Annotated in this window: 20 protein-coding genes and 1 pseudogene; 7 read left to right on the forward strand and 14 right to left on the reverse strand. The window is 62.3% G+C overall.

Annotation, left to right across the window (positions count from 1 at the left end):
* The first annotated feature begins 4 nt into the window (after positions 1–4).
* The 3 genes from V6M90_RS07730 to V6M90_RS07740 all read left to right on the forward strand — a co-directional run bounded on the left by V6M90_RS07730 (position 5) and on the right by V6M90_RS07740 (position 3,393).
* Positions 5–658 carry an ABC transporter permease gene (locus V6M90_RS07730; protein ID WP_141064351.1) on the forward strand — a complete coding sequence of 218 codons (654 nt, stop codon included), beginning with the start codon at positions 5–7 and terminating at the stop codon, positions 656–658.
* Positions 655–1,812 (forward strand): osmoprotectant ABC transporter ATP-binding protein OsmV, encoded by a 1,158-nt coding sequence (locus V6M90_RS07735; protein WP_003171711.1) that lies wholly within the window; start codon positions 655–657, stop codon positions 1,810–1,812. The genes V6M90_RS07730 and V6M90_RS07735 overlap by 4 nt, the downstream gene beginning before the upstream one ends.
* A 417-nt stretch (positions 1,813–2,229) precedes the next feature.
* Entirely contained in the window at positions 2,230–3,393 is a 1,164-nt protein-coding gene (locus V6M90_RS07740) for a type III PLP-dependent enzyme (RefSeq protein WP_014716890.1), read from the forward strand.
* A 73-nt stretch (positions 3,394–3,466) separates the two neighbouring features.
* Here the strand turns inward: V6M90_RS07740 and V6M90_RS07745 are convergent, their stop codons facing one another.
* The 4 genes from V6M90_RS07745 to V6M90_RS07760 form a co-directional block, all read right to left on the reverse strand.
* Positions 3,467–3,742, reverse strand: a complete 276-nt coding sequence (locus tag V6M90_RS07745; RefSeq protein ID WP_042944166.1) for a type II toxin-antitoxin system RelE/ParE family toxin — start codon at positions 3,740–3,742, stop codon at positions 3,467–3,469.
* Positions 3,742–4,008, reverse strand: coding sequence for a CopG family ribbon-helix-helix protein (locus V6M90_RS07750; RefSeq protein ID WP_042944164.1), 267 nt, complete (start codon positions 4,006–4,008; stop codon positions 3,742–3,744). Before V6M90_RS07750 ends, V6M90_RS07745 begins: the two co-directional genes overlap by 1 nt.
* 65 nt (positions 4,009–4,073) lie before the next feature.
* Positions 4,074–4,859, reverse strand: a complete 786-nt coding sequence (locus V6M90_RS07755; RefSeq protein ID WP_332846275.1) for a tetratricopeptide repeat protein — start codon at positions 4,857–4,859, stop codon at positions 4,074–4,076.
* Between the two features lies 1 nt (position 4,860).
* Positions 4,861–5,541: a Fe2+-dependent dioxygenase gene (locus V6M90_RS07760; RefSeq protein WP_003171708.1), complete on the reverse strand. Its 681-nt coding sequence runs from the start codon at positions 5,539–5,541 to the stop codon at positions 4,861–4,863.
* 207 nt (positions 5,542–5,748) lie between these two features.
* Here V6M90_RS07760 and V6M90_RS07765 point away from each other — a divergent pair, with 207 nt between their 5' ends.
* Positions 5,749–8,034, forward strand: a complete 2,286-nt coding sequence (locus V6M90_RS07765) for a TonB-dependent receptor (protein ID WP_332846276.1) — start codon at positions 5,749–5,751, stop codon at positions 8,032–8,034.
* Between the two features lie 136 nt (positions 8,035–8,170).
* Positions 8,171–10,696 (forward strand): sulfite reductase flavoprotein subunit alpha, encoded by a 2,526-nt coding sequence (locus tag V6M90_RS07770; RefSeq protein ID WP_332846277.1) that lies wholly within the window; start codon positions 8,171–8,173, stop codon positions 10,694–10,696.
* 50 nt (positions 10,697–10,746) lie between these two features.
* On the opposite strand, the gene V6M90_RS07775 is transcribed toward V6M90_RS07770, so the two are convergent.
* From V6M90_RS07775 to ptsP, 4 genes are all read right to left on the reverse strand, one after another.
* On the reverse strand, positions 10,747–12,288 hold the full coding sequence (locus V6M90_RS07775) for an alkaline phosphatase D family protein (protein ID WP_003171705.1): 1,542 nt from the start codon (positions 12,286–12,288) through the stop codon (positions 10,747–10,749).
* An 88-nt stretch (positions 12,289–12,376) separates the two neighbouring features.
* Positions 12,377–14,095 carry a PTS fructose-like transporter subunit IIB gene (locus V6M90_RS07780; protein WP_141064345.1) on the reverse strand — a complete coding sequence of 573 codons (1,719 nt, stop codon included), beginning with the start codon at positions 14,093–14,095 and terminating at the stop codon, positions 12,377–12,379.
* 11 nt (positions 14,096–14,106) lie between these two features.
* Entirely contained in the window at positions 14,107–15,027 is a 921-nt protein-coding gene (pfkB, locus tag V6M90_RS07785) for a 1-phosphofructokinase (RefSeq protein ID WP_003171702.1), read from the reverse strand.
* Positions 15,028–17,886, reverse strand: a complete 2,859-nt coding sequence (gene ptsP, locus V6M90_RS07790) for a phosphoenolpyruvate--protein phosphotransferase (RefSeq protein ID WP_141064344.1) — start codon at positions 17,884–17,886, stop codon at positions 15,028–15,030. It abuts the gene before it with no gap.
* A gap of 293 nt (positions 17,887–18,179) precedes the next feature.
* Here ptsP and cra point away from each other — a divergent pair, with 293 nt between their 5' ends.
* Together cra and V6M90_RS07800 are read left to right on the forward strand one after the other, a co-directional pair.
* Complete coding sequence (gene cra / locus V6M90_RS07795; protein ID WP_003171698.1) at positions 18,180–19,175, forward strand: catabolite repressor/activator; 996 nt, start codon at positions 18,180–18,182, stop codon at positions 19,173–19,175.
* 2 nt (positions 19,176–19,177) lie between these two features.
* A complete protein-coding gene (locus V6M90_RS07800) occupies positions 19,178–19,954 on the forward strand; it encodes a TatD family hydrolase (RefSeq protein ID WP_332846278.1) in 777 nt (258 codons plus the stop codon).
* Here the strand turns inward: V6M90_RS07800 and V6M90_RS07805 are convergent.
* The 6 genes and pseudogenes from V6M90_RS07805 to V6M90_RS07825 all read right to left on the reverse strand — a co-directional run bounded on the left by V6M90_RS07805 (position 19,901) and on the right by V6M90_RS07825 (position 26,280).
* Positions 19,901–20,332: a hypothetical protein gene (locus V6M90_RS07805; protein ID WP_141064342.1), complete on the reverse strand. Its 432-nt coding sequence runs from the start codon at positions 20,330–20,332 to the stop codon at positions 19,901–19,903. The two genes, V6M90_RS07800 and V6M90_RS07805, sit on opposite strands and share 54 nt — an antisense overlap.
* Before the next feature lie 127 nt (positions 20,333–20,459).
* On the reverse strand, positions 20,460–21,389 hold the full coding sequence (locus V6M90_RS30100) for a methyl-accepting chemotaxis protein (RefSeq protein WP_408637285.1): 930 nt from the start codon (positions 21,387–21,389) through the stop codon (positions 20,460–20,462).
* Positions 21,366–22,457 (reverse strand): annotated as a pseudogene (locus tag V6M90_RS30105) (methyl-accepting chemotaxis protein); the annotation flags it as partial. The gene V6M90_RS30100 and the pseudogene V6M90_RS30105, both read right to left, overlap by 24 nt.
* Positions 22,458–22,671: 214 nt before the next feature.
* The gene (gene ampE, locus V6M90_RS07815) at positions 22,672–23,508 is read right to left on the reverse strand and encodes a regulatory signaling modulator protein AmpE (RefSeq protein ID WP_141064340.1); all 837 of its coding nucleotides are present in this window, start codon (positions 23,506–23,508) and stop codon (positions 22,672–22,674) included.
* Complete coding sequence (ampD, locus tag V6M90_RS07820; RefSeq protein ID WP_078823228.1) at positions 23,505–24,068, reverse strand: 1,6-anhydro-N-acetylmuramyl-L-alanine amidase AmpD; 564 nt, start codon at positions 24,066–24,068, stop codon at positions 23,505–23,507. The genes ampE and ampD overlap by 4 nt, the downstream gene beginning before the upstream one ends.
* A gap of 61 nt (positions 24,069–24,129) precedes the next feature.
* Entirely contained in the window at positions 24,130–26,280 is a 2,151-nt protein-coding gene (locus V6M90_RS07825) for a DUF1631 domain-containing protein (RefSeq protein ID WP_332846279.1), read from the reverse strand.

Below are 26,280 nucleotides of genomic sequence, written 5' to 3' on the forward strand. Positions count from 1 at the left end.
AGACATGGAATTCCTGAACGCCTTTTCCCATCTTGATTGGGCCCAAGTCCTGCACCTGACCTGGCAGCACATCACCCTGGTCGGCGTCGCGGTGATTCTCGCGATCTTTGTCGGTGTGCCCCTGGGCATCCTGATGACGCGCTACCCGACCCTGGCCGGCCCGTTGCAGGCCAGCGCAACCGTGTTGCTGACCGTGCCATCCATCGCCCTGTTCGGCCTGCTGCTGCCGTTCTACTCCAAGTTCGGCCAGGGCCTGGGGCCGATGCCGGCGATTACCGCCGTGTTCCTCTACTCCCTGCTACCCATCATGCGTAACACCTACCTGGCCCTTACCGGCGTGGAGCCGGGCATTCGCGAAGCCGCCAAAGGCATCGGCATGACCTTCGGCCAGCGCCTGCGCATGGTCGAACTGCCGATTGCGGTGCCGGTGATCCTCGCCGGCGTGCGCACCGCCGTGGTGATGAACATCGGTGTGATGACCATCGCCGCCACCATCGGCGCCGGTGGCCTGGGTGTACTGATTCTGGCCTCCATCAGCCGCAGCGACATGTCGATGCTGATCGTCGGCGCCGTGCTGGTCAGTCTCCTGGCCATCTTCGCCGACCTGCTTCTGCAGTCGTTGCAACGCTCGCTGACTCCAAAAGGATTGCTCAAATGATCGAACTTCAAAATCTGTCCAAGACCTTTCAAAGCAACGGCAAGACCGTCACGGCCGTCAACGATGTCAGCCTGACCGTCAACGAAGGCGAAATTTGCGTATTCCTCGGCCCCTCGGGCTGCGGCAAGAGCACCACGCTGAAGATGATCAACCGCCTGATCAAGCCCACCTCGGGCAAGATCCTGATCAACGGCGAAGACACCACCGACCTCGACGAGGTGACCCTGCGTCGCAACATCGGCTACGTGATCCAGCAGATCGGCCTGTTTCCCAACATGACCATCGAGGAAAACATCGTGGTCGTGCCCAAGCTGCTCGGTTGGGACAAGCAAAAATGCCACGACCGCGCCCGCGAGTTGATGAGCATGATCAAGCTGGAGCCCAAGCAGTATCTGCACCGCTACCCGCGTGAATTGTCCGGCGGCCAGCAACAGCGCATCGGCGTGATCCGCGCGCTGGCGGCCGACGCGCCGCTGTTGCTGATGGATGAGCCGTTCGGCGCGGTCGACCCGATCAACCGCGAGATGATCCAGAACGAATTCTTCGAGATGCAACGTGCGCTGAACAAGACCGTGATCATGGTCAGCCACGACATCGACGAAGCGATCAAGCTGGGTGACAAGATCGCGATCTTCCGCGCCGGCAAACTGCTGCAGATCGACCACCCGGACACGCTGCTGGCGCACCCGGCCGACGAGTTCGTCAGCAACTTCGTGGGCCAGGACAGCACGCTCAAGCGCCTGCTGCTGGTGAAGGCCGAAGACGCGGCGGACAACGCCCCGTCGGTGAGCCCGGAGACCCCGGTGGCCGACGCCCTGGAGCTGATGGACGAACATGACCGCCGCTACGTGGTGGTCACCTGTGCCGAGAACAAGGCGCTGGGCTATGTGCGCCGTCGCGACCTGCACCGTCAGACCGGTACGTGCGGCCAGTACCTGCGCGAATTCAACGCCACGGCGGCGTATGACGAGCACTTGCGCATCCTGCTGTCGCGCATGTACGAGTTCAACCGTTCGTGGCTGCCGGTGATGGATGCCGAGCGGGTGTTTTTGGGTGAGGTGACCCAGGAGTCGATTGCCGAGTACCTGAGTTCCGGTAAGTCGCGTGGGGGCAAGACCAGTATTGTTTCGCCTGCCGAGACGGCCCTGGCCTGACCTGAACTGACACAACACCGTTCAAAATGTGGGAGCAAGCCCCCTCCCACATTTGACCTGCGGTGTGTCAGGGAAATACCGTCGATTTACCCCATCCGGGGAACATCAATCCGTCACACCGGTCGGTTACATAAGTAGTTGCACGCCATCGCGCGACGAACGCGTGCAAAAACGCGACATTTTTAGTTGATCCCACGCCCATCAAGCCCTAAAGTTCGCGCCGAACGTCCATGCTGGAAACGATCCATCCGGCTCAAGTACTGACGACGAGACAGCAAGGCCAAGGGAAGCGGTAATTCCCATGGCCTTTTTGCTTTCGGCGACATGCCTTGGGAAGTAGGCGAACCAAAGTGGGGATACGGAGGACGTTCATTTGCACCCATTGCTAATTTCAGTTTGCCCTTAGGAGTTCCCAGCATGTCGATCAACGTCGAAGACTATTTCGCACGCGCCACTTTTGACAAAATGAAGGCGTTTGCCGACAAGCAAGAAACCCCGTTCGTGGTGATCGACACCGCGATGATCAGCCAGGCCTACGACGACCTGCGCGCCGGTTTCGAATTCGCCAAAGTGTATTATGCGGTCAAGGCCAACCCGGCCGTCGAGATCATCGACCTGCTCAAGGACAAAGGCTCGAGCTTCGACATCGCCTCGATCTACGAGCTGGACAAAGTGATGGACCGTGGCGTCAGCGCCGACCGCATCAGCTACGGCAACACCATCAAGAAATCCAAAGACATCCGCTACTTCTACGAGAAGGGCGTGCGCCTGTTTTCCACCGACTCCGAAGCCGACCTGCGCAACATCGCCAAGGCCGCGCCGGGCTCGAAAGTGTACGTACGTATCCTCACCGAAGGCTCGACCACGGCTGACTGGCCTTTGTCGCGCAAATTCGGCTGCCAGACCGACATGGCCATGGACCTGCTGATCCTCGCCCGCGACCTGGGCCTGGTGCCGTACGGCATCTCGTTCCACGTCGGTTCGCAACAGCGCGACATCAGCGTGTGGGACGCAGCGATTGCCAAGGTCAAAGTGATCTTCGAACGTCTGAAGGAAGAAGACGGCATCCATCTGAAGCTGATCAACATGGGCGGCGGCTTCCCGGCCAACTACATCACCCGCACCAACAGCCTGGAAACCTACGCCGAAGAGATCATCCGTTTCCTCAAGGAAGACTTCGGCGACGACCTGCCGGAAATCATCCTGGAGCCGGGCCGTTCGTTGATCGCCAACGCCGGCATCCTGGTCAGCGAAGTGGTGCTGGTGGCGCGTAAATCCCGCACAGCCGTCGAGCGTTGGGTGTACACGGATGTGGGCAAGTTCTCCGGCCTGATCGAAACCATGGACGAAGCCATCAAGTTCCCGATCTGGACCGAGAAGAAAGGCGAGATGGAAGAAGTGGTCATCGCCGGCCCCACCTGCGACAGCGCCGACATCATGTACGAAAACTACAAGTACGGCCTGCCGCTGAACCTGGCGATCGGTGATCGTCTGTACTGGCTGTCGACCGGCGCGTACACCACCAGCTACAGCGCGGTTGAATTCAATGGCTTTCCACCGTTGAAGTCGTTTTATGTTTAACAGCAGCCGCAAGTTTTAAGCTGCAAGAAAAACCCATGACGTGTCATGGGTTTTTTTATGCCCGCCTGCAAAGTCAGCGGTCTTCACGGACATGCCATAAACGCAAAATATAGACGGTTGATTCTTGAATCTCGTACCGCATCTCGTAACTCCCAACCAACAGCCGTCTTACGTCTCGCGGCTCAAACTCTTCAACTCGTTCGCCGATGCGAGGGTTGCTCAACAAGCTGATAGGCGCCTGAGAAAGCGACTGCACCGTGCGTGCAGCCGCTTGGCGATTTACTACGGCAAGGAAGTCGAAAAGTCGAGCCAGGTCCGATAAGGCCCTACTCGTCCACTTCAACTCCATCAGAGTGGTACCGGAAGCGGGGAATCGGTGCTTAAGCTGTCCGCCCAGGCCTGAACCGCCCGTTGGTCAATCACGCGGCCGGCATCAACATCGGCCATGGCCTCCCGCGTAAGTCGGCTGCGCTCCTCCTCAAGATCGACCCAATCGGCGAGCGCTTGCTTGACGATCCAACCACGCGAACGATCCATTCGCGCCGCCATCTGATCCACTTTTTGCGCAAGTGCCGTGGGGACATGAGCTGTCAGAACTTTAGTGTCGGCGCCCATAAATGCTCTCTTCGCGATACTGCGAAACCAGTGATTAAAATTGAATCAGCCCTAATCATAGTGATTTAGGTTTGAGCAGCAACCTCGACACCTTGCCGCTCATCGTTTAATTGAGCCAGGCGCTGCGCAAACTCTTTCGCCAAAGCTTTTATTTCGGGTTGTTTGGCATTTAAAAGGGCTGCGTATGCCACCCGCAAAAACTTCAGATTGCCGCCGGCAAGCGCTTTGTGCAGCCACTCCAGCGCCGTCTCGACCTGGCCTCTATCCGCCAGCACCGCCGCATAACTGAACTGCCCACGAAAATCCCCGCCTTCGGCCGAGCGGCGATACCAGTCCACGGCGGCCTGCGGGTCCCTCGGGCAATACTGACCGTCTTCCAGGTAGCGCCCCAGCAGGTTCATCGACTTGGCGTGGCCCTGCTCCGCCGCCCGACGATAGAAGGACAATGCTTGCGGCTGATCCTCAGCAACACCGCGACCGGTCGCCAGCAGGTTTGCGTAGTTGTATTGCCCCCAATCCAGCCCCGCCTCGGCGGCCAGACGGTATTGCTGCGCCGCCGCGGCTGCATCCGCCGGGCAGCCCCAGCCATGCTCCAGGCAACGCCCGGCCATATTGCGCGCCATCAGATGACCGCCCTGCGCCGCGATGCGGAACCAGCGCAACGCCAGCGCTTCATCGCGGGCAATGCCGCGCCCTTCCAGCAGGATTTGCCCGAGCAGGGCCTGGGCATCCACCACGCCTTCCTTGGCCGCGATCAGGATCGCTTGGGCGGCGCGCACCGGCGCGTCGTCGAGCATGCTCTGCAACTGTTCGACATTGAGCACTTCCTGGCGGCGTAACAAAAAGCCCATCTCAGACCTCGACCCAGCGACGCAACAGGTTGTGGTAGGTGCCGGTGAGCTGGATCAACGCAGGGTGGTCGGGCACATCCGCGGTCAATTGCCGGATCGCGCCGTCCATCTCGAACAGCAGGGTGCGCTGGCTGTCTTCGCGCACCAGGCTTTGGGTCCAGAAGAACGAAGCGTAGCGCGCGCCACGGGTCACGGCGTTGACTTTGTGCAGGCTTGAGCCGGGGTACAGCACCATGTCGCCGGCGGGCAATTTGACGCGTTGCAGGCCGAAGGTGTCCTGGATCTCCAATTCGCCGCCGTCGTATTCGTCGGGATCGCTGAAGAACAACGTGGATGACAGGTCGGTGCGCACGCGCTCGTGACTGCCTTTGGGCTGGCGCACCGCGTTGTCGATATGGAAGTCGAAACTGCCGCCTGCGGTGTAGCAGTTGAGCAGCGGCGGAAACACCTTGTGCGGTAACGCCGCCGACATAAACAGCGGGTTTTGCCACAAGCGTTCAAGCATCGCCGCGCCGATTTCCTTGGCCAATGGGTGGCCTTCGGGCAACTGCAGGTTGTGTTTGGCTTTGGCGGACTGGTGCCCGGCGGTGATTTTGCCGTCGGCCCAATCGGCGTCTTCAAGGGCCTGGCGGATGCGCTGCACTTCCTCGCGAGAGAACAGGCCGGGAATATGCAGCAACATGAGGGCAACACCTGAAAACAAGGAGGCGCCAATGGTATTGATTCTTATCCGCCATGTAAAACGTGCAGGACGAATGAGAGGCTAAAAACCGTAACGCAGAAGTGTAAAGAATGTAAATTCAATGCAATTAGCAATGTATCGCAATTGATATGAAGTCTTGTTCACCCTATATTCCGCGGCCTCACATCCTTGGGGAAAGGACACGTCATGTCGCGCACTACGCTAAAAACAACGGCCGGTTCACCACGCTTGCTGGCCTCGGCCATCGGCGTTGCCATCGGTGCCAGCTCCGCCGCCCACATGGCGCAGGCAGCCGAAGACACTGAGCAGAAAGGCCAGCGCAACAGCATCTCCCTGGGGGCCACCAGTATCACCGGGGAAGAACAGGACAACACCTCCTACCAGGTCGAAAAAGCTTCATCGCAGAAGTACACCGCGCCACTGGTGGACACTCCGCGCTCGGTCACCGTGGTGCCACAACAAGTGCTCAAGGACACCGCCGCCACCTCGTTGCAGGATGCCTTGCGCACCGTGCCAGGCATCACTTTTGGTGCCGGTGAAGGCGGTAACCCGCAGGGCGATCGTCCGTTCATCCGTGGGTTTGACGCCCAGGGCGACACTTACCTGGACGGCGTGCGCGACACCGGCGGCCAGAGCCGTGAAATCTTCGACATCGAATCGATCGAAGTCAGCAAAGGCCCGAACTCCTCGTTCGGCGGTCGTGGCTCGGCCGGTGGCAGCCTCAACCTGGTGAGCAAGACCCCACAGGCGCGGGACTTCACCAACGGTGGCTTCACCTACGGCTCCGACCAGACCCGCCGCTACGTACTCGACGTGAACCGCCAGTTCCTCGACGACAGCGCCGCGTTCCGCCTGAACCTGATGAGCCACGAGCAGAACGTCGCCGGCCGCGATGCGGTGAACTACGACCGCTGGGGCGTGGCCCCATCGCTGACCTTCGGCCTGGGTACCCCGACCCGCGTCAACCTCAGTTACTACCACGTGGAAAGCAACGACCTGCCGGACTCGGGCATTCCCTACGGTTACGGTTCGGCGACCGCCACCGCCCACGTGCACGACAAACCCACCGACGGCGGTGACAGCAACAACTTCTACGGCCTCAAGGATCGTGACTTGCGCAAGACCCGCGCCGACATCAGCACCGTCTCTGTCGAGCACGACCTGAACGACAACATGACCCTGAAAAACACCCTGCGCCACGGCAGCACCGGCCAGGACTACGTACTCACCCAGCCGGATGACAGCAAGTTCAACGTCAACCGCTTCGGCACCGTGTGGCGCCGCGCCAACACCCGCGTGTCCACCACCACGACCACCACCAACCAGACCGACCTGTTCGGCAACTTCCAGGCCCTGGGTTTCAAGCACAGCTACTCCACCGGCCTGGAGTTCACCGGTGAAGAAACCCGCGTCAGCAGCTACACCGTCAGCCCGAACGCCAACCCGGTCTGCACCGTGGCCGGCGGCGGTCGCGGCGGCCAGTGCACCTCGCTGAGCAACCCGAACCCGGATGACGCCTGGGCCGGCAGCATCGCGCGCAACTACAACGGTACCAACACCAAGGCCACCAGCCGCGCCGCCTATGTGTTCGACACCATCGAGCTGGACCCGAAATGGCTGCTCAACGTCGGCCTGCGCTACGACACCTTCGACACCGAGGCCAACACCAACGCCGCCACCGGGCGCAGCAAAATCAAGGACGACAGCCAGTTCTTCAACTGGCAGGCCGGCCTGGTCTGGAAGCCTGTGGAGAACGCCAGCATCTATGCCTCCTATGCCACCTCGGCGTCGCCGGCCGGTGGCCTGGTGGGTGAAGGCGCCGACGGTAATCCGCTGTCGGCGGGCGCCGCATCGAGCGACCTGCAACCAGAAGAAACCGTCAACTACGAGTTGGGCACCAAGTGGGACCTGTTCCACGACCGCCTCTCGCTGACCGCTGCGGTGTTCCGTACCGAGAAGAAAAACACGCGCATCCTGGTCGACGCTCTCACCTACCAGAATGCCGGTGAATCCCAAGTCGACGGCGTCGAGCTGTCCGCCAGCGGCAAGATCACCGATCAATGGCAAGTATTCGCGGGCTACAGCTACCTGGACAGTGAACTGGTCAAGGCCGGCCGTAACGGTCGCAACGGGGTGATCAGCGCAGGTTCCAACGAAGGCAACCAAATGCCCAACACGCCGAAGAACAGCTTCAGCCTGTGGACCACCTATGACATCACCTCGAAGCTGACCGTCGGCGGTGGCGCGTTCTATGTCGACGACGTTTACGGTGATGTGGGCAACACTGTTTACGTGCCGTCCTACATCCGCTACGACGCCATGGCCAGCTACAAGTTGACCAAAAACGTCGACCTGCAACTGAACGTGCAGAACCTGACTGACAAGGTCTACTACGACAAGGCCTACAGTTCGCACTTCGCCAACCAGGCGGCGGGGCGCACGGCGCTGCTGACCACCAGTTTCCACTTCTAACCAACGGCGTCACCCGGCAAACGGCCCCACGCATCGGATGCGCGGGGCTTTTTTGTGTAAAACAGAATGTTTCTCGACAAGCCACGGCATAATGCGCGCCGTGCCCTACATATCCGGATAGACGAGGCGGTCAGACGTGTTGAAGAAAACCCTGTTCCAGTTGCACTGGTTCTTCGGCATCAGTGCCGGGCTGGTGCTGGCCTTGATGGGGATCACCGGGGCTGCGGTCTCGTTTCAGGATGAAATACTGCGGGCGCTCAACCCCAGCGTACTGAGCGTAGAAAAACGCGAAGCCGGCGTGCTGCCGCCCGCCGAACTGGTGCGCAAACTGGAAGCCACCGAAGGCAAGACCGTGGCCATGCTCTGGGTCGAACGCGACAGCGGCCTCGCCGCGCGCGTGGCCTTCACCCCGCCGCCAGGAGAGCGCCGGGGCCAGATGCGCTACTTCGACCCCTACACCGGCGACTACCGGGGTGAGGTGGTTGGCCAGGACGTCTTCGGCTTTATCCTGCAGTTGCACCGCTTCCTCGCCATGGGCGAAACCGGCCGACAGATCACCGGCGCCTGCACCCTGATCCTGGTGTTTTTCTGTCTCTCTGGCTTGTACCTGCGCTGGCCGCGCCAGGTCGCGAACTGGCGTGCATGGCTGACCCTGGACTGGCGAAAAAAAGGTCGCAGTTTCAACTGGGACCTGCATTCGGTATTCGGCACCTGGTGTCTGCTGGCCTATCTGCTGGCGGCGTTGACGGGATTGTCCTGGTCCTACGACTGGTACAGCCAGGGTCTGACCAAACTGTTGTCCGACGCCCCGCAAAACGAGCGGGTACGCACACGTGGCCCCGCGCCCGCGGGCCCGGCGCCGATCGCCAATTACGATGCGATCTGGAGCAGCATCTACAGCAACGCCGGTCCCGGCTTGAGCGCCTACAACATCCGCATGCCAGCGGTTGCCGGCCAGCCCGCCACCGTTTATTACCTGCTGCAAAACTCGCCCCACGACCGCGCGCTGAACCAGATCAACCTCGACCCGGCCACCGGCGAGGTCAAATCCCATGATCAGTACGCCAACAAAAGCGTCAAGGCGCAGTTGCTGACCAGCATTTATGCACTGCACACCGGCAGCTACTTCGGCCTGATCGGGCGCATCATCCTCACGCTCAGCGCGGTGCTGATGCCGCTGTTCTTTATCACCGGCTGGCTGCTGTACCTGGACCGTCGCCGCAAAAAACGCCAGGTGCGCGATGCCCGCCAAAGCCTGGCCGCCAACCACAGCGATGCGCCCGCCTGGCTGATCGGCTTTGCCAGCCAGAGCGGCTTTGCCGAGCAACTGGCCTGGCAGACCGCCGGGCAATTGCAGGCGGCCGGCCTGCCGGTGAAGGTGCAGCCTCTGGGTAGCGTCAGCCAGGCCGACCTGCGTCAGTCGCACAATGCACTGTTTGTGGTGAGCACCTTCGGCGACGGCGAAGCCCCGGACAGCGCCCGTGGTTTCGAACGCAGCGTGCTCGGCCAAACCCTGTCCCTCAAGAGCCTGAACTACTCGGTACTGGCCCTGGGTGACCGCCAGTACGAACACTTCTGCGGCTTTGCCCGGCGCCTGCATTTCTGGCTGACCAACCAGGGCGGCAACCCGTTGTTCGCCCCGGTGGAAGTGGACAGCGGTGACACCGCCGCGCTGCTGCACTGGCAACAACAGCTGGGGCAACTGACCGGCCACACGCCCGCAGCGGCATGGCCCGCCGCGCAATACGAACACTGGACACTCAGCCAGCGCCGCCTGCTCAACCCGGACAGCAGCGGCTCGGCCGTGTACCTGTTGGGCCTGACCCCGTCCTCGCCACACACCTGGCAAGCCGGCGACCTGGTGGAAGTGCTACCGCGCAATGGCCCCCGGGCCATCGAGCACTTCCTTGAAGGCCTGGGCCTGGCGGGCAACGACGATGTGCTGATCGACGGCCTGGCCCAACCCCTCAACCAGGCCCTGGCCAGTCGCCAATTGCCGGACAACCGCACTCATCTGGTCGGCCTGCACGCCCAGGCGCTGGTGAATGCCCTGGTGCCTCTGGGCATGCGCGAATACTCGATTGCCTCGATTGCCAGCGACGGTGTACTGGAACTGATCGTGCGTCAGGAATGCCACCCCGACGGCAGCCTGGGCCTGGGTTCGGGTTGGCTCACCGAGTACGCGTCCATCGGTTCGGGCATCAGCCTGCGGTTGCGCCGCAACAGCGGCTTCCACCTGCCGGACGCGCCGGTGCCGTTGATTCTGCTGGGCAACGGCACCGGCCTCGCCGGCCTGCGCAGCTTGCTCAAGGCGCGTATTGCAGACGGCCAACAGCGTAACTGGCTGTTGTTCGGCGAACGCAATATCGCCCACGACTATCTGTGCCAGGACGAACTGCAAAGCTGGCTGGCCAGTGGTGATCTGGCCTTGCTGGACCTGGCCTTCTCGCGGGATCAGGCAGAAAAGATCTACGTACAGGACCGACTGCGTGAATCGGCGGATGTATTGCGTAAATGGCTGGCCGATGGCGCGGCGATCTATGTGTGCGGCAGTTTGCAGGGCATGGCCGCGGGCGTGGATCAGGTGCTGCACGACGTCCTCGGACGTGAGACGGTGGAGCGCTTGATTGAGCAAGGCCGTTACCGTAGAGACGTGTACTGATGCGATCCAATGTGGGAGCAGCCCCTCCCACATTTGGACCGCATTTCAGGTCAGACTGGTTGTAGTTTTTGCTCAAATACTGAGACGCCATCCAAGTCCCGCAGGACCACCGTCAACTCCGCCGTCTGCCCATCAATATTCACCTCGCCAAAAAACTGAAACCCGGCAAACGGCGAGGTGTTCTGCGCAGGCGGTGCCTTCTCGAACACCACCTCTGGGCCAAAGGTCTTATCCAGCGGATTGGGTCCAAAGCTCCCCGCATTCAGGGGCCCGGCGACAAACTCCCAGAACGGCTCAAAGTCCTGGAACGCCGCGCGATCCGGATGGTAGTGATGCGCTGCGCAGTAATGCACATCCGCCGTCAGCCACAGATGATTGCGCACCTGCTGCGCCTTTAAAAAACCCAGCAGCTCGGCGATTTCCAGTTCGCGCCCTTGCGGCGCGCCCGGGTCGTTGTTGGCAATCGCCTCCCAACGCGCCACACCGGGGCTGACCTCACCGTCGGGCACACCAAGGCCAATCGGCATATCAGCGGCAATCACCTTCCACTGCGCCTTGGAGGCCTTGAGTTCGCGCTTGAGCCAGTCCAACTGCTCGCGGCCAAGGAAGGGTTTTTCGCCGCCCAGGTTGTCATCGTTGCCGCCGCGATAGCTGCGCATGTCGAGCACAAACACATCCAGCAGCGGGCCATAGCTGAGCTTGCGATAAATGCGGCCGCCACCGTCGGCGCTTTGCCGGCGCATGGGGGAATATTCCAGCCAGGCCTGACGCGCACGGCCCACCAGGGTGTTGATGTCCTTGGTCTGGTAGCGCTCATCGAGTTGCTTGCTCGGCGACCAGTTGTTCACCACCTCATGGTCATCCCACTGCCAGATCTGCGGCACCTCGGCATTGAAGCGGCGCACGTTTTCATCCATCAGGTTGTAGCGGTAATTGCCGCGATAGTCGTCGAGGGTTTCGGCGACTTTGCTCTTGGCCTCGGTGGTGATGTTGCGCCAGATGCGCCCGCCCTCGGTGGGCAGTTGCGCCGGCACCGGGCCGTCGGCATAGATGGTGTCGCCGCTGTGGATAAAGAAGTCCGGCAGGCGCAGGCGCATGGCTTCGTAGATGCGCATGCCGCCGATGTCGGGGTTGATGCCGAAACCTTGGCCGACAGTGTCGCCACTCCAGACAAAACGGATGTCGCGGCGCTGTTGCGGCACGCTGCGCAGGTGGCCGAACCAGGGCTCGCTGGCGATACCGGTCTGGGCATCTTCGAAGTGCACACGGTAGAAAATCGCCTGGTCGGCAGGCAGTCCGCTGAGTTCGACGCGCGCGGTAAAGTCGCTGCCTTTGTCGGCCAGCGGCGAGACAAAGCGACGCGGGTTGCTGAACACGCTGCGGGTGTCCCACTCCACCACCATGCGCGCCGGGCGGTCGCTGCGGCTCCAGATCATCGCACGGTCGCCGAGCAGGTCGCCGGACTGCACGCCATCGGTGAGTTGCGGCCGGTCCTTGACCGACGCGATCACTGCCGGCGCCAGACCCGGCAGCAACAGGCCGGCACCGACGACTTGCATCACACGGCGACGGCCGAGATCGAAGTGGCTCATGCGAGTGCCCTCTTGAGAATCAAAAGGGCACTAAAGCATGGTGGGATGAAGCCCATGTGACACATCTAAAGACACCGTTTGAATGGCGTCAGACTTTGGCGGTGGTGACTGCCAGCTCCACCGCTTCCGGGCGCTTGATCAGTGCGTACACCACCCCGGTCAGCAGGCTGCCGGCCACAATCGCCAGCAGATACAACAGCGCATGGTTGATCGCATTCGGGATCACCAACACGAACAACCCACCATGGGGCGCCGCCAGCACGCAGCCGAAGTACATCGACAAGGCACCGGTCAATGCTCCGCCGGCGATGCAGGCCGGGATTACGCGCAGCGGGTCTTTGGCGGCAAACGGGATCGCGCCCTCGGAGATAAAGCACAGGCCGAGGATCATCGCGGCCTTGCCGGCTTCGCGCTCGGTCTGGGCAAATTTTCGCCGCGCCAGGAACGTGGCGATGCCCATGCCAATCGGCGGCACCATGCCGGCAGCCATGGTCGCTGCCATCGGCGCGCCGCTGGACGCCGCCAGCAATCCCACCGAAAACGCATAGGCCGCCTTGTTGATAGGCCCACCCAGGTCCACGCACATCATGCCGCCCAGCAGGATACCCAGCAGCACCGCATTGGTGGTGCCCATGGTGCTGAGGAAGCCGGTCAGCCCGGTGAGCATGCGCGCCACCGGCGGCCCCACCAGGTAGATCATCGCAAGACCGGTGAACAGGCTCGCCAGCAACGGGATGATCAGGATCGGCTTGAGCGCCTCCATGCTTTGCGGCAAGCGCACGGCACGGCTGATCAGCTTGACGCTGTAACCCGCCAGGAAACCGGCCAGGATGCCGCCGATAAACCCCGCGCCCAACGTGCCGGCCAACAGGCCGCCGATCATGCCCGGCGCAATGCCGGGACGGTCGGCAATCGAGTAGGCGATATACCCCGCCAGTAGCGGCACCATCAGCGTGAAGGCACTGTTGCCGATGGTTTTCAACGCGGCTGCGAGGGTGCCTGGCTGTTCGAACGCATGAATGCCGAACGCGAACGACAGCGCGATCAACAGCCCGCCCGCTACCACCATCGGCAGCATGAACGACACACCGGTGAGCAGGTGTTTATACACACCGGCTTTTTCTTGCTTGGCCACCGCGCCGCTGGCCGCGCTTTCCACGGCACCCTCGGCCAGGGCCTTGTTGAGGGTTGCTTCGGATTGCTTGAGAGCAATGCCGGTGCCACAGCGATAGATCTTCTTGCCGGCGAAGCGCTCGGTGGCGACTTCGATGTCGGCGGCCAACAACACCACGTCGGCATCGGCGATGGCCTGCGGGCTCAACGGCGTACGCGCGCCGACCGAACCCTGGGTTTCGACCTGCAGGTCATAGCCCAGGCGCTTGGCGGTTTGCTGCAAGGCTTCGGCGGCCATGAAGGTGTGGGCCACGCCGGTCGGGCAGGCGGTAATCGCGACGATGCGCGGAGCATTTTTCGCAACGGCGGATGCATCGCTTGCGACGAATACCTGGGCCTCTTCAGCCCCGCGCCGCAGCACCGCGTCGACATCCGCCAACGCCTGGGCCGGGGTACTCTGGAACACGCGTTTGCCGACAAACCGCTGCATGTCCACCGGGGTGCTGCTGACCAGCAATACCCACTCGGCATCGTTGAGGGTCGCCTCGGACAATTGGCGTTCCGGGTGCTGCACATCCACCACTTCGACGCTGGTGCTCCACCCTTGGCGCTGCGCGGCGGCATCCAACAAGCGGGCGCACAGCACACTGGTGACCATGCCGTTGGGGCAGGCAGTAACAATGGCTAACTTCATCACAAACCCTCTTATTGTTCTGTCAGCGTGCGTACGACAACGCCGCTTTCGAGGCGCGCCAACTGCGCGTCATCGCTGATGCCAAAACCGATCTGCGTCACCGCCATCGCGGCAATCGCGGTGGCGCGGCGCAGGGTCTGCTCGGGCGTGTCGCCGCTGAGCAGCCCGTGGAGCATGCCGGCCAGCAGCGAGTCGCCGGCGCCAACAGTGCTGGCTACCGTCACTTGAGGCGGCGTGGCATGCAGAGTCGCAGCCGAGCTGTACCAGGTCACGCCGGCGGCACCGTCGGAAACCACCACGTGTTCCACACCCTGTCGATGCAGTTGGCTGACGGCATCGGTGGCGTTATCCAGCGCTTCGGCCAGCTCTTCAGTATTGGGCTTGACCATCCATGGCCCCGCCTTCAAACCGGCGCGCAGCGCTTCGCCGCTGGTGTCCAGAACCACCTTCAGACCGAGCGCCTTCAGTTGCTCCAGCATGTTCTGAAACCACTGCGGGCTGACGCCACGCGGCAAACTGCCGGCCACCACCACCGCATCGAAGTCAGGGCCGACGGTTGTGATCAGTGTCAGCAAGTCTTGTTGTGCCTGCTCACTCACCAGTGGCCCCGGCGCATTGATATCGGTGACCCGGCCGTCCTGTTCGGCAATCTTGATATTGCTGCGGGTCTCGCCCGGTACGCGAATGAACGAGTCGCCAAATCCCCGGCTGGCGATCAACACATCGAACGCCTGGGGGTTGGCACGCCCGAGAAAACCGCCCACGTTGACCACGTGACCGAGATCGGCCAGCACCTGGGCGACATTCACCCCCTTGCCGGCGGCGTGGGTGAGCAGGGTTTCGCTGCGGTTGACTTCACCGGGCGTCAGGCGCGGCAGGCGCACCGTCAGGTCCAACGCCGGGTTCAGCGTCAGGGTTAGAATCCTTGCCATTTACACGGCCTCCACTAGGGCACGCACTTCGGCGGGGGAGCCCACCGCCAGTGCTTGTTGCGCCAGGCTCTGGGCCTCGCTCAGACTGAATTCACGCACGCGCGCCTTCACTTCGGGAATGCTGCGGGCCGACACGCTCAACTCATCCACACCCAGGCCGATCAGCACCGGCACCGCCAGCGGGTCCGCCGCCAGCTCGCCGCACACACCGACCCATTTGCCATGGGCATGGGCCGCGCGCACGGTGATGTCGATCAGTTGCAACACCGCCGGGTGCAGGCCATCGGCCTGGGCCGACAAGGTCGGGTGGCCTCGGTCGATGGCCAGGGTGTATTGGGTCAGGTCGTTGGTGCCGACGCTGAAGAAGTCGACTTCCTTGGCCAGCACCGGCGCCAGCAACGCGGCCGACGGGACTTCGATCATGATGCCCAGTTGCAGGTCCGCCACCGGAATTTCCAGGCGCAGGCGCTCGGTCATGTCGCGGGCCGCACGCCACTCATCGACGCTGCCGACCATCGGGAACATGATGCGCAACGGGCGGCTGTCCGCAGAACGCAGCAACGCGCGTAATTGCGCTTCCATGATCTGTGGGCGTTGCAGGGTCAGGCGAATGCCGCGCACGCCAAGGAAGGGGTTTTCCTCCTCGGCAATCGGCCAGTAAGGCAAGGGTTTATCGCCACCCACATCCAGGGTCCGCACCACCAGCGGACGCCCGCCGAGGCCGTCGAGCACGCGGCGGTATTCGGCCTCCTGGGTGGCTTCGTCCGGCGCTTGGGGATGCGCCATGAAAATCAGTTCGGTACGCAGCAGGCCGATGCCTTCGGCGCCCTGCTCCACCGCACTCGCCACACCGGCGCTTTCGCCGATGTTGGCGAACACTTCCACGGCATGACCGTCGCGAGTCACGGCCGGTTCGTGGCGCTGGGCCGCAGCGGCTTGCAGGCGCTGTTCGCGGGTGTCGCGTTCGACGGTGGCGCGTTGCAGGGTCGCGGCGTCGGCGTCCACATGCAGGCGGCCGCGCTGACCATCGAGCAACAGCGGCGTGCCGGCGGCCAGCAGCAGCACGCCGGGGCCGGCGCCGACCAGCGCAGGGATGCCCAGAGCACGCGCGACGATGGCGCTGTGAGCGGTGGCGCCGCCACGGGCGGTGAGGATACCGGCGACGCGAGTCGGGTCCAGGCGCGCGACATCGGAGGGGCCGACTTCGTCCATCACCAGTATGTAAGGCTCACTCGGCTCCTGGGCGCTTTCGACGCCGCACAATTGCGCCAGCACACGCCGGCCGATGTCCCGCAGGTCGGCGGCACGCTCGGCGAGCAAGGCGTCCTGCAATGACTCCTGCTGCCTGGCGGCGGCTTCGATCACGCTCATCCAGGCGGCTTCGGCGCTCTCGCCCTGCTTGAGGCGGGTGTCGACTTCGTCGGTCAGTTCCGGATCGTCGAGCATTTCCTGGTGAGTGATGAAAATCTCACGGATCGCCTTGGACGGGTTGCGTTCGATCAGGCCCTGGATATCGCGGCGCACGTCCGCCAGGGCGGCTTGCAGGCGCTGGCGCTCAATGGCCGAGGACTCGCCGCGCAGGGGGTAGTCGAATACTTGCTGGATCTGAATGTGCGCAGGACCGATGGCAATACCCGGCGCGGCCGCAATCGCCTGCACCTGGCTGCCGGCTGGCGGCGCGCTGACCACCGGCTCGATATCGAGCACTTCGGGCTGGGCGCTCACCGTCGGCAACGCCTCGACCTCTTCGCCAAGACCCTCCTGCACCGCCGCCAACAGCGCGGGCAGCGCATCGCCGGCGATGCTCGGCTCGGCGACAAATTCCAGCACCTGGCCGCGACGCGCACCGAGGCTGAGCAGCTTGCTCAGGCTTTTCACCGACACAGCACCCACTGAGCCATCGACGATGCGCACACGCAGGTCGCCTTCAAAACTCTTGGCCAATTGGGCGAGGATCTTCGCCGGGCGCGCATGCAGGCCATGGGCGTTAGCCAGGGTAATACGGGCACTCGGCCAGTCCGGCGGCAGTTCGCCGCCCAGCACTTCGAGTACCGCACGGCTGCTGGTGGCACGGCCCAATTCCTGGCCGCGGCCTTCGATCAGCAATGCGCATAGGCGCTCCAGCAGGGCTTGATGGGCCTCCCCCAGACTGGCCAGGCAGAACAGACCATTGAGCGGCTGACCGAGGTAACGCATCGGTTTATCCGGGGTCACAAACGCCAGGCCCGGACGTTTTACCGTCTGCTCGCTGTGCAGCCACCACAGGCCATCACCCAGGGGCAGCGCATCGACCTGCTGCAACACGGCGGCGAACCCGTTGCTCACGCAGTCGGCCTGGCGCAACAGGCGCGCACCTCTCCAGACCAGCTCTTCGAAGTCGTCGGCAGACACGCCCAGGCTGATCATCTGCGCATCCAGCGCCAGTTCCTGCGGCGCGCCTTGCAGCAGTTTCAGCAAGGCTTCGGCACTGCCGGCACGGCGCAGCGCCTGGCCCAGGTCGGTTTCACCCAGGGCGCGGGTGAGCAATTGCAGCAGGCGCAGGTGTTCATCGGATTGCGCGGCGATGCCGATCGCCAGGTAGACGATCTGGCCGTCGCCCCAGTCCACCCCTTCGGGGAACTGCAGCAGGCGCACACCGGTGGCAAACACCTGGTCGCGGGTTTCGGGGGTGCCGTGGGGGATGGCAATACCTTGGCCGAGAAAGGTCGAACCTTGGGCTTCACGGGCTTGCAAACCGCTGAGGTAACCCTCGGCGACCAGGCCATCGGCCACCAGTTTGTCAGCGAGCAAGTGCAAGGCAGCAGACTTATCCACAGCCACCTGGCCCATGGATATCTGCTCGTGGGTGAGCTCAAGCATGCCGTTCTCCTAGTTAGTGCGCTGGTGCACTAGGTATTGTTTTGAATAAAACAGTGTAAAGGTGTTCTGCGATAACTGACTGAGTAGTCAATTGGCAGTAGCCACTCAGTCGCGAACATCGTAAAAATACGCCTGCTGAAACGTTTAATCTAGATTTTATGGCAGATTACGCGTTAATTGGCCATCCTTGAAGACCCACTCGGCACTTGAGCTGGGACATGGGTCCCGGGCTGGAATCGGTTAGGATTGGACAAAATGTCGGGGCAAGCTCTAAAAAACAAGGAAATCCCGGTTTGAAACTCAGTGATATCGCGCGTCTCGCCGGTGTGTCCGTGACCACCGCCAGCTACGTCATCAACGGCAAGGCCGAACAGCAACGCATCAGCAATGCCACCGTCGAGCGGGTGCGTGCCGTTGTCGAGGCTCATGGCTTTACCCCAAACCCACAGGCCGCCGGGCTGCGCAGCCGGCATACGCGCACCCTGGGCTTTATTCTGCCCGACCTGGAAAACCCCAGTTACGCACGTATCGCCAAGCTATTGGAACAAGGCGCCCGAGCGCGCGGCTATCAACTGTTGATCGCCAGTTCCGACGACGATGCGGACAGCGAGCGCCAGTTGCTGCAACTGTTCCGCGCCCGGCGTTGCGACGCGTTGTTCGTGGCCAGTTGCCTGCCCGCCGACGACGACAGTTACCGCGAGCTGCAAGCCAAGGGCCTGCCGGTGATCGCTATCGACCGGGTGATGGCGCCGGAACAGTTCTGCTCGGTGGTCAGCGACGACCGCCAGGCCTGCCAGCAATTGACGGCCAGCCTGCTGCAACCGCTGCCCAAGCAGATCGTGCTGATCGGCGCACGGCCCGAGTTGAGCATCAGCCAGGAGCGCGCCGCCGGTTTTCGCGAAGCGCTGCAGGGGTTCACCGGTGAAATCATCGTCGAACACGCCGAAGCCTTCAGTCGCGAGGGTGGCCGCCAGTTGATGCAGCAATTGCTCCAGCAACTGGGGCACCTGCCTGATGCGCTGGTGACCACGTCCTATGTGTTGTTACAGGGCGTGTTCGACGCACTGCATGACTATCCGCTCAAATCACGCCCGCTGCGCCTGGGCACGTTTGGTGACACCCAGTTACTGGACTTTTTGCCACTGCCGGTCAACGCCATGGCCCAGCAACACCAGTTGATCGCGGACGCCGCCCTGCGCCTGGCGCTGGCGGCGATTGAAGAAGAGCAGTACCAGCCGGGCGTACACGCCATCGGCCGGACCTTCAAGCAGCGCATTATCGAGGCGTAAGCGTGGAGCTGATCGACACCCACACTCACCTGGACTTCGCCGACTTCGACACGGATCGGCGCGAAGTCCTCGCCCATAGCCGTGAATTGGGCGTGCGGCGCATGGTGGTGTTGGGGGTGTATCAGCAGAACTGGCAGAGGCTGTGGGATCTGGTGCAGGCCGATGAAGGTTTGTTCGCGGCCTTCGGCCTGCATCCGGTGTACCTCGACGACCACCGCCCCGCCGACCTGACCGCGTTGGCCGACTGGTTGTCACGCCTGCATGGCCATCGGCAACTGTGCGCGGTCGGCGAAATCGGCCTGGATTATTTCCTGCAAGCGCTGGATCGCGAACGCCAGCAAGCACTGTTCGAGGCGCAGCTTCAGCTGGCGGTGGATTTCCAGCTCCCGGCGCTGCTGCATGTACGCCGCAGCCACGCGGCGGTCATCGCCACGCTCAAGCGCATCCGCCTGCCACGCGGCGGCATTATCCACGCCTTTGCCGGCAGCCGCGAAGAGGCACACGAGTACATCAAGCTGGGCTTCAAGCTCGGCCTGGGCGGCGCCGCCACCTGGCCGCAGGCCTTGCGCATGCACAAGGTGCTGGCGCACCTGCCGCTGGACGCCGTGGTGCTGGAAACCGACGCGCCGGACATGGCCCCCGCCATGTACCCAGGCCGGCGCAACAGCCCTGAGCACTTGCCGGCGATCTGCGGCGCCCTGGCCGAGCGCATGGGCACAAGCCCGCTAATGCTGGCCGAGGCGAGCACACGCAATGCGTGCGAGCTGTTCAACTGGTAACGGCGCGGCGGCGATTTGCAGTTGCAGCGTCATTCTCTGCCGGTAACGGGCATAGCGCAGCGTTAGAAAGTGCATCAGGATCACCACCAGCGACACATTGAGCTGCCCGACCAGACTGATCAGCCCCAGCCACTCCGCCACCAGGACCACAATCAACACCGCACAGGTCAGCATGGTCATGCTCGGGCGTACCAGGGCCCAGTGGCCCAGCGACTTGAATTGGCGCATCTGCCGCGGGCATCTCAACTGCAGGATCTGCTGGCAATACGGGCAATCGAAGGGCTCCTCGATCGCGATGGCATTCAATTGCCAGGGTTTGAGTACAAACGTGATGTCGCAATGGGCGCAGTGCCCTTTGATGCCGATTGCAGCGGTCATCGTCGTGCCTCCCTTGGACCGTTAATAAGGTGAAACAAATTCTCACCTACTTACGCGTTCAAAAAAGACACACCGTGAAATACAGAAAAACGCCACACCGCTCGAAGACCGTTCTTACTCCCGCGTCCTACACGCGAAACGCCCCGATCAAATGCTTCAATTCGACCACCAGCAATGACAACTGCCGGCTCGCCGCTTCGGTCTGATGCGCCCCGTCGGCAGCATGTTCACCGGCACGGTTAATTTCGACGATGTTCTGGTCGATATCGTGGGCAACCGCGGTCTGCTGTTCCACGGCGGCGGCGATCTGCTGGTTCTGATCGACGATCATGCCGACGGCACCGAGGATGTTTTCCAGGGCCTGCTGTACCTGCTCCGACTGGCCCACGGTGCCATTCGCCATTGCATGGCTGGAGCCCATGGCGGTGACCGCCGCCGCCACCCCGTCGTGCAGACGGCTGATCATCTGTTCGATTTCCTCGGTGGACTGCTGGGTCCGTCGAGCCAGGGTACGCACCTCGTCGGCCACCACCGCAAAACCGCGCCCTTGCTCCCCCGCACGGGCCGCTTCGATCGCCGCGTTGAGCGCCAGCAGGTTGGTCTGCTCGGCGATGCTCTTGATCACCTCCAATACGCTGCTGATGGCCTGGCTGTCGGTGGCCAATTGGTTGATGACCCGCACCGACTGGTCGATTTCCAAGGCCAGCCGCGCAATGCTGCCTTGCTGGGATTGCACCAGGCTACGGCCACTGACGGTCTCATCGTTGACACTGTGGGCGCTGCTGACCGCCGCTGCGGCATTGCGTGCGACTTCCTGGGCCGTCGACGACATCTGGTTCATGGCAGTCGCTACCTGTTCGATCTGGCTGCGCTGACCGGACACCGCCTGGTTGCTCTGCGCCGAGACCGCTTGCACCTGGCCAGCCTGGCGCTCGACCTGGCTGACCGTGTGCCCGACACGTTCGATCAAGTCATGGATTTTCGCCACGGTGCCGTTGAACACCTGGCCCAGGTCGCCCAGTTCATCGCGACTGCGGGCAACGAAGGTCACGGTCATGTCACCGGCCGCGACCTTGTCCATCATGGCCCCCAGGCGCCGCAGGGTGGTGCGGGTAGAGGCGTAGAAACCGGCGTAAAGATAGAAAATCAGCAAGAACACCGCCGTCAGGCCCGAGATCAGCACCAGCATGTGCGTGCGGTTCTGCGCCAACCGCTGCTCCAGTTGCTGGCCCAGGAAGGCCAGCGTGGCTGCATCGAGTTCATAGGTAGTGGCCATCAATTGACTGACCTCGTCGTAGAAGGCCGGCCAGGGCGCGTCGAGAGTTTCGGCCATCACCACCTGCTCTTCAAAAACTGCGCTGCCTTGCTTGAGGCTCCCATTGCTGGCCTTGGCCAGGCCATCGAGGGCGGCATGCGCGGCGCTGCTGGAACCCAGGGCGTCCTGCAACTTCAAGGCGTATTCGGCGTGGAGTTTTTCCAGCTGCTGCAACAATTCATCAAAGCGGGTGCTGGACGATGAGTTGAGGAAACCCTGGCCCAGGGAATACGCGCCCATCGCACGACCTTCGCCCAAGGTCTGGGTGACTTGCGGGGTGACACTGGTGATCAGCTCACTGAGTTGGCGCAGGTCGCTCTGGGAATCGCGGCTCAGGCCGGATTGGCTGGCGATGATCTGGCTGAGCATTTGCGCCTTGTTCAGCAGTTTGCCGATCAGCGCGCTTTTACTCATCAGCGAGGTTTCCTGTTGCTGGGCCGTAAAGGCGGCGATCAGTTCGTCGCGCTTGCCTTCGAAAACGACTATTTGCTCAGGCTCGCCGGCCACTGCGTTGAGGGCTTGCAAGCGGCTGAGCAGACTCTGTTCGAGGGTGCCGATCTGGCTCTCCAGGTCACCGGCCTTGCCCGATTGGCCGAGGGTTGCGTTGATCTGTACCTGGTTGTTGAGGGTTTCCAGATCACGACGCAACGCCAGGCTGCCGCCAAGCAGATCGAGGCTTTGCAGCTCGACTCGGGTGCCTTGGAATTCACGCCAGGAATCGCGCACCAGGTAATAGTTGGTCGCCAGCATCGGCAGCAGGAACAGCACGCTGATCAGGCTGAACTTCATGCTGAAGGTCAGGCGATTCATCAATGCGACAGCGGGATAGAGCAAGCTCTTCACAGGTGAACTCCCTTGTTTTTATTTTTATTGAGGCGCAGGGCGGCGGCACAAAGCCACTATTTGGCGCTCTGCCTGTATAGCTCAATTTGAAGGGGAGTTTTGTAACTTAAGGTTAACGAAGGGGGGAGTCCAGGGGGCTGCTAAGCAGCCCGGCGCGGGGCAAGCCCGCTGATGACAAGGATCAAGGCAATACGGTCCAGATGGCAAACCCGGCGTACCACAACACCGCCGCGCGCAGCAGCAGTTCCCACAGGCGATCGAGGCTGCTGATACCGTCGGCCCCCACCACCGGAGCCGGAATTTCGGCGGCCACCAAGCCGACCTTTTCCACCAGTTGAGCCGCGCTGATGTCCCAGCTCAGCAGCTCATGAAGCATCACGCGGCTGACCGCAACAAAGTTGCCCACCAGCGCAAAGCTGGCCGCCAGCAAGCGAACCGGCAACCAATCGAAGGCATGTCGCAGTTGCCCGGCGCGCTCGGCCACCAACGGGTTGCGACTGTGCTCGCTGGCCAGCGCCAACAGGCGGTAAGCCAGGGCGGCGACGGGACCCAACAAGAAGTACCAGAAAATCACCGCGAAAAAACTCTGGTACGCCTGCCACAACAGGTGGCCCTGAACGCGTTCCAGCAACTGCTCGCCGCTGTCCGCGCCCAGCGCCAGATCGCGCTCGGCCACATGCTCGGCAGCCTGCAAGTCACCACGCCGCCAGGCATCGCGGAACGGGCCGAGCCCGGCCAGTAGATCGCCGCGCCCCAGGCTGTAGATCACCACCAACAGATGCACCGGCAGTGCCAACAAGCCATACGCCACCGGCTCCAGCACCAGAAGCAACAACGCCAGCAACGCCACCGGCAGCAGCACCAACAGGGTCAGAATCAGCCACGGCTGTTTGCCCATGCGCGGGCTCGATTCCAGCTTGGCCAATTCGCGCAACCAGCCACCATCACGCTGCAAACGTTGACGCAGGGCCGAGAATTTCTCGATCCACACGGCCAGTACCAATACCAGGAAACTCATCGTGCGTGTCCTCCATCCTGCAGGGCGCTGCGAAAGCGCGTCCAATCAAAAGCGGGGCCGGGATCGGTCTTGCGTCCAGGCGCAATGTCACTGTGGCCACAGATACGTTGCGGGGTAATACCGGGGTAAGCGCCGAGCAACTGACGGGTCAACTCGATCAGCGCCTCATACTGAGCATCGGTGAATGGCAGTTCATCCGTGCCTTCCAGCTCGATTCCCAGGGAAAAGTCATTGCAGGTTTCCCGCCCTTCGAAGCACGAAATCCCGGCATGCCAGGCACGATCGAGGCACGACACAAACTGCGTCACGGCGCCGTCACGCTCAATCAGAAAATGTGCAGATACCCGTAGGTCGGCAATCCCTTCAAAGTAGGGATGTTCCGTGACATCCAGGCGATTCTGGAAAAATTCCTGCACTTTACCCGTGGCGAACTGCGCCGGTGGCAGGCTGATGTTATGCACCACCAACAGTGAGACTTCGCCTGCGGGGCGCTCGTTGAAGTTGGGCGAGGGGCAATGACGGATGCCCTGGCACCAACCGCTGATGGGGTCCAACTGCATACAGGTTCCCTGAGTGAGACAACGTGTGACCAGTATGCCGCGTTCGACCCTGTGGTTGCGATCACTTGCCGCGATTGAGTTGCTGCAATCTGTCCACCACGGCGGCCAGCGCCCGTTCGAACAGGGGGCCGTCGTCCAACGTCTGCAGCGCGCCGCGCTTGAACGCCAGTGCTAACTGACCGGCGCTTTGCTCCAGGACCTTGAGCCCGGTGCGACTGACGAATATATAGGTGTCGGCCGGCGCCATGATCGCCGTCAACTTGCAGCGCAGGGTGTTGGCCTGGTCCTGCTGGTACATCACCCAGCCGCCGATGCGCAATTGGTGAACCTTGAGCAGGTCGGGATCATCGGCCGGCAGGTGTTCGCCTGAATCGGCGGGCAAGGTGCTGAGCACGAACGGCCCGCGCACTTCGATTAACGCCTCCACGCCTTCGGGCGCCTGGACATGCAGGGCCTGCAGGCGAACAAAGAAATCGCGCGTGCTGAAGGGGTCGAAGGCGGCACTGGTCAAACCGTCACGCAAGGCCTTGAGCAAGCCCGGCAATTGCTCCATCAGGTGCCGACCTGCCTCGGTATCGTCCGGCAGACCGACGCTCCAGACCAACTCGTCCATGGTGCGCAGCGCGGCCTGCCATTGCACCGATTGCTCACCATGCTTGAGGCTGGCCAACAGCATCACCTGGCTCCAGGCCTGTTGCAGGAACTGCACGACCGCTACCGGCAACACCTTGCCCAACAACCGTTGATTGAGCACATCCGCGACCCGCTGGCGGGCCGCTTCGGTGCGCATGCGGCCTTGTTCGGCGTCGCGCGTGTGTTGTTCCAGCAGCTCGCTGCGGCGCCACTCATCGGCCGTAAACGCGCTGAACTCGGTGAGCAGCTGGGAAAAAATCGCCGGGTCTTCGATGAATTCGTTGAGCAAGCGCTGCACCACCTGCTCGATGCGCACATACAGGTTGTCACGCGAGCAATCATCCCTGGAGCTCCAACCCAGGGCCGCCGCCGCAATTTCATTCAACAGGCGCCGCGCCGGATGGCTGGCGCGGCTGAGAACACTCTTGTCCAGCACCGCCACTTTCAGCATGGGTATCTGCAAACGTGCGATCAACGCCTTGAAGGCGTCCGGCACGCTGCGGTCATTGAGGATGAACTCGAACAACAGGGCGACCAGGTTGATCACATCCTCGTCCGCAACTTCCACCACCCGTGACCTGCCACTCTTGACGCTGACACGCGTCAGTAGCTGCTCGAGCTGGTTGCGCAGGTCGAAATCGTCCTCGGCTTGCGGCTCCGGCACGTACTGCTGCAGATGCGACAGCAGACGCAGCAGATCACGGCTGGAAATGGGCACAGGCTCGGCACTGGCCTCCAGAGTCGGCGCCACACTGCCGCGCACGGCGACCAGCAATTGCTGCAAGGCCGCAAAGGCTTCCTGGCCGGTTTCGTCAATGGCCAGGTCGGCGGTCGGCAGTGCCGGTTCGCGCTGGCAGTCACGTCCATCACGCCCACCGGGACGACGGGAGGGCACCGCCTTGAGTTCGGGCAACACGCCTGTGGCGATCAGCAATTGATTGGCTTCGCCATACAGTTGGTCGGCGTCACTGAGTACGTACTTTTCAAACAGCTTGAGCATGATCAGCTTGACGCGGATTTCCACCCCGAGGCTACGGCCCGCGCGCAGGAAAAACTCGCACAGCAGCGCCGGACCCAGGGGGTTCTCATGCTCATCCAGGTGCTTGCCCAGCACCGCGCTCAAGCGTGCGGTGAGCTGCGACAAGGCAAGACCATCACGGTTATGCACACGGCTCAGCATGGCCTCAAGTGCCACGGTTTTTTCCTGATCATCCCTGGACGCGCCCGAGGCCGTGTCATAGGACACCACCGGCAACAGTTGCCGGTCACCCAGCCCCGCATGGCCCAGGCCGGAAAAGGCTTCGAACAATTGCTCCATGAACACGCGCTCGAAATTCTTGCGCTTGAGGCGCAGGTCACGCATGGCTTCAAAGAAAATATGATGGTCGACGTCGTTGCGGGCCCTGTCGGCCATTTCAAACAAGGTGTCGTCGGCGTTATCGAACAGGTCCTGCAGCCCTTGCTGCAACTGCTGCGCAGCCTTGTCGCGAACCTGCAGCAACACCACCGGCAGGCGCGCGAGCGGCGATGGCGTGGCGTAGGCCTTGTTGAAGGGCAGCACCTTTCCGTCATTGTGCAT

Origin of the sequence: Pseudomonas lactucae (assembly GCF_036688725.1) — a bacterium.
Taxonomy (GTDB): Bacteria; Pseudomonadota; Gammaproteobacteria; order Pseudomonadales; family Pseudomonadaceae; genus Aquipseudomonas; species Aquipseudomonas lactucae.

Coding starts and splice junctions, on each gene's coding strand:
- V6M90_RS30100 (WP_408637285.1), bottom strand. CDS start 21,389: ATGACCGTGACCTTCGTTGCCCGCAGTCGCGATGAACTGGGCGACCTG.
- V6M90_RS07775 (WP_003171705.1), bottom strand. CDS start 12,288: ATGAGCCACTTCGATCTCGGCCGTCGCCGTGTGATGCAAGTCGTCGGT.
- V6M90_RS07805 (WP_141064342.1), bottom strand. CDS start 20,332: ATGACCGCTGCAATCGGCATCAAAGGGCACTGCGCCCATTGCGACATC.
- ptsP (WP_141064344.1), bottom strand. CDS start 17,886: ATGCTTGAGCTCACCCACGAGCAGATATCCATGGGCCAGGTGGCTGTG.
- ampD (WP_078823228.1), bottom strand. CDS start 24,068: ATGCAGTTGGACCCCATCAGCGGTTGGTGCCAGGGCATCCGTCATTGC.
- V6M90_RS07735 (WP_003171711.1), top strand. CDS start 655: ATGATCGAACTTCAAAATCTGTCCAAGACCTTTCAAAGCAACGGCAAG.
- ampE (WP_141064340.1), bottom strand. CDS start 23,508: ATGAGTTTCCTGGTATTGGTACTGGCCGTGTGGATCGAGAAATTCTCG.
- V6M90_RS07765 (WP_332846276.1), top strand. CDS start 5,749: ATGTCGCGCACTACGCTAAAAACAACGGCCGGTTCACCACGCTTGCTG.
- V6M90_RS07750 (WP_042944164.1), bottom strand. CDS start 4,008: ATGGGCGCCGACACTAAAGTTCTGACAGCTCATGTCCCCACGGCACTT.
- pfkB (WP_003171702.1), bottom strand. CDS start 15,027: ATGGCAAGGATTCTAACCCTGACGCTGAACCCGGCGTTGGACCTGACG.
- V6M90_RS07740 (WP_014716890.1), top strand. CDS start 2,230: ATGTCGATCAACGTCGAAGACTATTTCGCACGCGCCACTTTTGACAAA.
- V6M90_RS07760 (WP_003171708.1), bottom strand. CDS start 5,541: ATGTTGCTGCATATTCCCGGCCTGTTCTCTCGCGAGGAAGTGCAGCGC.
- V6M90_RS07745 (WP_042944166.1), bottom strand. CDS start 3,742: ATGGAGTTGAAGTGGACGAGTAGGGCCTTATCGGACCTGGCTCGACTT.
- V6M90_RS07825 (WP_332846279.1), bottom strand. CDS start 26,280: ATGCACAATGACGGAAAGGTGCTGCCCTTCAACAAGGCCTACGCCACG.
- V6M90_RS07755 (WP_332846275.1), bottom strand. CDS start 4,859: ATGGGCTTTTTGTTACGCCGCCAGGAAGTGCTCAATGTCGAACAGTTG.
- V6M90_RS07780 (WP_141064345.1), bottom strand. CDS start 14,095: ATGAAGTTAGCCATTGTTACTGCCTGCCCCAACGGCATGGTCACCAGT.
- V6M90_RS07730 (WP_141064351.1), top strand. CDS start 5: ATGGAATTCCTGAACGCCTTTTCCCATCTTGATTGGGCCCAAGTCCTG.